The sequence below is a fragment of the Acidimicrobiales bacterium genome, assembly GCA_036270875.1.
In the GTDB taxonomy this organism is placed as follows: Bacteria; Actinomycetota; Acidimicrobiia; order Acidimicrobiales; family AC-9; genus AC-9.
In genome coordinates this window covers 1-5,929 of record DATBBR010000053.1, presented here as the reverse complement: position 1 = coordinate 5,929, position 5,929 = coordinate 1, and the positions used below count along the sequence as shown (strand labels likewise).

Annotated in this window: 4 protein-coding genes; all 4 read left to right on the top strand. The window is 69.7% G+C overall.

Annotation, left to right across the window (positions count from 1 at the left end):
* Positions 1–1,151 (top strand): amidohydrolase family protein (locus VH112_06320; GenBank protein ID HEX4539845.1); only part of this gene is annotated, 1,151 nt, incomplete at its 5' end.
* A 46-nt stretch (positions 1,152–1,197) separates the two neighbouring features.
* The gene (locus VH112_06315) at positions 1,198–1,623 is read left to right on the top strand and encodes a hypothetical protein (protein ID HEX4539844.1); all 426 of its coding nucleotides are present in this window, start codon (positions 1,198–1,200) and stop codon (positions 1,621–1,623) included.
* A 24-nt stretch (positions 1,624–1,647) separates the two neighbouring features.
* Positions 1,648–3,330 (top strand): AMP-binding protein, encoded by a 1,683-nt coding sequence (locus VH112_06310; GenBank protein HEX4539843.1) that lies wholly within the window; start codon positions 1,648–1,650, stop codon positions 3,328–3,330.
* A gap of 17 nt (positions 3,331–3,347) precedes the next feature.
* On the top strand, positions 3,348–5,929 hold a 2,582-nt coding region (locus VH112_06305; GenBank protein HEX4539842.1), incomplete at its 3' end, for a glycoside hydrolase family 38 C-terminal domain-containing protein.

Sequence of the window (5,929 nt, the reverse complement as noted above, 5' to 3'; positions counted from 1 at the left end):
ACACCGTCGAGCCGCCGGACATGTTCGCCAACCACCTTCCGGCCAGCTTGAAGGACAAGGCCCCCAAGAGCGTGAAGAAGGCCGACGGCACCGACGTATGGGTCTACGAGGGCAACGAGATCCCCAACATCGGCCTGAACGCTGTGGCCGGGCGGCCGCCCGAGGAGTACAACATCGAGCCCACCCGCTACGAAGAGCTGCGTGCTGGCTGCTACCTGATCGACGAGCGGGTCAACGACATGAACCGCAACGGCGTCCTCGGATCCATGTGCTTCCCCTCGTTCGTGCAGTTCTGCGGCCAGCTCTTCTCAAAGTCCAAGGACCTCGACGTCGGCCTGGCCATGCTCAAGGCCTACAACGACTGGCACGTGGACGAGTGGGCCGGCAGCCATCCCGGGCGCTTCATCCCTCTGTCGATCCCGCCCATCTGGGACCCCCAGGAGATGGCCAAGGAGGTGCGCCGCATGGCTGCCAAGGGCTGCCACGCCGTCACCTTCTCCGAGGACCCGGCCAAGCTCGGCTGGCCCCACATCTTCGGGGACCATTGGGATCCGTTCTTCGCCGCCTGTGAGGAAGAGGGCACGGTCATCTGCCTTCACATCGGCTCCTCCTCGACCATTCTCGGCCTGGCGCCTGGCGCGCCGATCGACATCATGATCACCCTCACGCCCCTCAACGCCATGCACGCGGCCACCGATCTCCTGTGGTCGCCGGTGCTGCGAAAGTTCCCCAACCTGCACTTCGCCCTCTCCGAGGGCGGCATCGGCTGGCTGCCCTACTGGCTGGAGCGCATCGACTACGCCTACCAGCAACACCGTTACTGGACCCACCAGGACTTCGGCGACCAGCTGCCGAGCCAGGTGGCCAAGGACCGCTTCACCTTCTGCTTCATCAGCGACGCCGCCGGCCTGGAGACCAGGCACCTCATCGGGGTCGACAAGATCACCTGGGAGTGCGACTACCCGCACTCCGACTCGACCTGGCCGCACTCTCCCGAGACCCTGATGAAACAGCTGGCCGGGGTCCCCGACGACGAGATCAACCAGATCACCCACGAGAACGCCATGAAGGTGTTCAGCTACGACCCGTTCACGCACCGGCCGCGGGAGAAGTCCACGGTGGGCGCGCTTCGCTCTGAAGCCCCGGCCTGATCGACGCTAACGTGACCCGACCCTCAGCGAGACCACTGGAGCAGGCGTGACCGACGAGATCCTGGTCGACAACGGCAAGCGCACGATGACCCTGGACGAGCTGGGGATGACCCAGCCCGGCCTGGCCCGCATCATGCCCGAGATCAGCATTCGCATCTGGAAGCTCTACTACGCCGGAAAGGCCCGCAACTGGCCGCTGGCCCGCTTCCAGCTCAAGGAGGCCATCAACCTCATGGAGGTGGGGGCCTTCGTCCGCCCCAAGTACGAGGCCAACATGGCCAAGTTCATCGACGAGGACGCCGGACCGGTGAGCAAGGCCATCGAGGCCGCTGACTGGGAGGCGTTCGACGCCGCATTCCACGAGATGGTCGACAAGGCCAATGCCTACCACGACGAGTACGACAAGCCCTTCATCAGGTGGCGCATTCCGGACCATGAGCCACCCGACCTCGACATGACGCCCAGGCAGTAGCCCGACCGCGGGCCGAGCCTCGCCATGCCGGCCGACTGGAAGCTGCGTGAGGTCGAGCCCGACCTCGCCCGCCGGTATCTGCGCAACGGGTGGTGGACCGACGAGACCCTGGGCTCGGTGCTGGCCGACGGGCTGGCGAGGAGCGCCGGCCACACCTTCCGCATCCACTCCCGTACCCGGCCCTGGTCGGGCACGTTCGGAGGCGTCGAGGAACTGGCCCTGCGGATGGCGGGGGGTATGCGGGCGCGCGGCATCGGGCCTGGTGACGTGATCGCCTTCCAGATCCCCAACTGGATCGAGGCGGCCGTGACGTTCTACGCGACGTCCTTCCTCGGGGCGGTGCTGGTGCCGATCGTGCACTTCTACGGACGCAAGGAGGTGGGCCACATCCTGCGCCAGTCGGGCGCCCGGGCTCTCGTCACCGTGGACCGGTTCGGCCACCTGGACCACCTCGGCGATCTCGACGACCTGCGCGGCGGACTGCCTGATCTCGAGCTGGTGGCCGTCGTCGGCGCCGACACCCCACCGCTCTCCCGCTCCGGGGTCCCGAGCTGGGCCGTGCCCTTCGGCGACCTTCTCGACAACCCACCGCTCGAGGGCCCGATCACCGTCGACCCCACCCACCCCGCGGCGGTTGCCTACACCTCGGGCACCACCTCCGACCCCAAGGGCGTCGTCCACGCCCACCGCACCCTCGTGTTCGAGGTGCGCCAGCTCGGCGACATCCAGTCGAGCCGCGAGCTGCCGCTGCTCACCGGGGCGCCGGTCGCCCACGGCATCGGCATGCTCTCGGGGCTGCTCCTCCCCCTCCACCGCCGGCAGCCGGTGCATCTCACCGATGTCTGGGATCCGCCGCAGGTGCTGGCGGACATGCTCGAGCACGGGGTCGCCGCCGGAAGCGGCGCCACCTTCTTCCTCACCAGCCTCCTCGACCATCCCGACTGCGGTCCCGACCACCTCCGCCTGATGCGGCAGACGGGGCTCGGGGGATCTTCTGTGCCCGTGGCGGTCGCCGACCGGGCGACGTCGCTCGGGATCTCGATCACGAGAGCCTTCGGCTCCACCGAGCACCCCTCGACGACGGGATCGACCCACGACGATCCTCTCCTCGCCCGCACGCGCACCGACGGCCGGCCGCTGGTGGGCGTGGAGGTGCGCGTCGTCGACGAGTCCGGGACCGACCTGCCGACGGGCGAAGCCGGCGAGGTGCTCAGCCGAGGGCCCGACTGCTTCTGGGGTTACACCGACCCTGCCCTGACGGCCAGCGCCTTCGACGCCGACGGCTGGTACCTGACCGAGGACGTCGGCCGGCTCGACGCCGAGGGCTACCTGACCATCACGGACCGCAAGAAGGACATCATCATCAGGGGAGGCGAGAACGTGAGCGCCCCCGAGGTCGAGGAGCTGCTGATGCGGATGCCGGGCGTCGCCGAGGCGGCGGTCGTCGCTGCACCGGACGCGCGCCTGGGCGAGCACGCCTGTGCATTCCTGCGCCAGCTGCCGGGAGCCCGTGCGCCCGACCTGGACAGCATCCGCGGCATCCTCGAGGGCGTGGGGCTGGCCAGGCAGAAGTGGCCCGAAGAGCTGCGCCTGGTGGACGACTTCCCGCGGACGCCTTCGGGCAAGGTGCAGAAGTTCGTCCTCCGCCAGCGGCTGGCCGACGAGGCCCCTCCCGGACGGCCGCCGGCGGGGCCGCGAGGGGCATAGCAGTAGAGGGAGGCTGCGTGCACGAGGAAGACGCCATCACCGAGGCCCGCATCCGGCGGGTGGTGAACCAGCACATCAGGCCGGCGCTGAGCGGCCCGTCCGCCGCGCTCGAGGTGGCCGCTTACCACGTGCACGGCGAGCCCGTCAGCGTCACCGAGGCCATGAACGCCCCCTACGAGCAGTTCCCCGTCGGCGGTGCGTGGGGACCGGCCTGGGACACGACGTGGTTCCAGCTGCGGGGGCGGGTCCCGCCAGAGTGGCGCGGGGAGGAGGTCGCCCTCCGTTTCGAGATCGGCAACGCCGGGGACACCGGGTTCGGGGCCGAGGCGCTGGTGTGGCGGGACGGCCGCCCGGTCCAGGGCCTGTCCCCCAACCACCGCGACTACGTGCTGACCAAGGCGGCCGAGGGCGGCGAGGCGGTCGAGGTCTTCGTCGAGGCGGCCGCCAACGCTCGGCCGCCCCTCGGTGCCCTCACCTGGCCGCTCCTCGGACCCGAGCCCCACGGCATCCCCCTCTTCACCCTGGCCCGGGCCGAGCTCCGGGTCATCCGGCGTGAACTGCTGGCCTTCTGGCACGACCTCCGCCTGCTTCTCCAGCTGCTGGCCCAGGTGGGCGACGAGCCCCGCCGGTCCCAGCTACGAGCCGGGCTCGACCGGGCCTGTGGCGCCCTGGACCTGCGGGACGTCCCTGGGTCCTTCGCCGCCGCCCATCCTCTGCTGAAGGAGCTGCTGGCCCGGCCGGCGGCGGCCAGCGCCCACCGCGTCAGCGCCGTGGGCCACGCCCATATCGACACCGCCTGGCTGTGGCCCCTGCGGGAGACGGTGCGCAAGTGCGCCCGCACCTTCTCCACGGCGGTGGCGTTGATGGACGAGTACCCCGACTACCGGTTCGCGTGCTCTCAAGCGCAGCAGTGGGCGTGGATGAAGGAGCGGTATCCGGACCTCTACCAACGCATGAGGGAAAAGGTCGCCAACGGTCAGCTGGAGCCGGTGGGGAGCATGTGGGTCGAGGCCGACTGCAACATCCCCTCCGGAGAGTCCCTGGTCCGACAGGTCCTCCACGGCAAGCGCTTCTTCGCCCAGGAGCTCGGCCGGGACACGACCGAGGTGTGGCTGCCGGACGTGTTCGGCTACCCGGGCAGCCTGCCCCAGATCATGCGCCAGGCCGGCATCGACCGTTTCCTCACCCAGAAGCTGTCGTGGAACCAGTACAACGTGCTCCCCCACCACAGCTTCGTCTGGGAAGGGATCGACGGGTCGCGCGTCTTCACCCACTTCCCGCCGGCCGACACCTACAACGGCGATGCCAGCGTGGGCGAGCTGGTGCAGGCCGTGCGCAACTTCAAGGACCACGACCGGGCCACCCGGTCGCTGTACGTCTATGGCCACGGCGACGGCGGCGGAGGCCCGACGGCGGGCATGATCGAGTCGCTGCGGCGCCTGGCCGACCTCGAGGGCGCGCCGCGCGTCCAGCTCGAGACGGCGTCATCGTTCTTCGACAAGGCCATGGCCGATCTCGAGGACCCGGCGGTCTGGGTCGGCGAGCTGTACCTGGAGCTCCATCGCGGCACCTATACGACCCAGGCCGCCACCAAGAAGGGCAACCGCGCCGGCGAGCTGGCGCTGCGCGAGGCGGAGCTGTGGGCCAGCCTGGCTCCAACGCCGTGGTCCGCCTACCCGACGGAGCGGCTCGACCGGGCCTGGAGGACGCTGCTTCTCCACCAGTTCCACGACATCATCCCCGGTTCGGGCATCCACTGGGTCTACGAGGACACCGCCCGCGACCACGCCCAGGTGGCGGCCGAGGCCGGAGCGGTGATCGACGATGCCACGGCCGTGCTCGCCGCTGCCGTCGACACCGCCGGCTTGTCGTCCCCGGTCGTCGTGCTCAACCCGCTGTCCCACGATCGCACCGAGGTCGCGAGCCTCCCTCGGGACGACCGCGGCGAGCCGCTCGTCGCCATCGGGCCCGACGGCGAGCGGATCCCCGTGCAGGTCGCCGCGGACGGCGCACTGCTGTTCAGCGCGTCGGTTCCCTCGTGCGGCCACAGCGTGTACGACCTGGTGCCCGGCGCCGGCGACCCACCGCCCGGCTCCGAGCTGGCGGTGGACGAGCACGGCCTCGAGAACAGCCGCCTCCGAGTGCGGTGGGACGACGACGGCCTGCTCACGTCGGTCTGGGACAAGTCAGCCGACCGTGAGGCGCTGGCCGCCGGCGCCAGGGGCAACGTGCTCCAGGTCTTCGAGGACTACCCCAACTTCTACGACGCGTGGGATGTCGACCGGTTCTACCTCAACCAGGTGGAGGACCTCACCGACGTCGAGTCGATCGACGTGGTCGAGCAGGGACCGGTGCGTGTCGCGATCCGGATCACACGCGCGTTCGGTGCGTCACGAATCACGCAGACGATCTCGCTCGGCGCCAAGTCACCACACGTCGAGTTCGACACCCGGGTCGAGTGGCGCGAGACCAACCGCTTCCTCAAAGTCGCGTTCCCGGTCGCGGTGCGTTGTCAGCGAGCGACCTACGAGATCCAATACGGGCACGTCGAACGACCGACGCACGCGAACACCAGCTGGGACCTGGCCCGCTTCGAGGT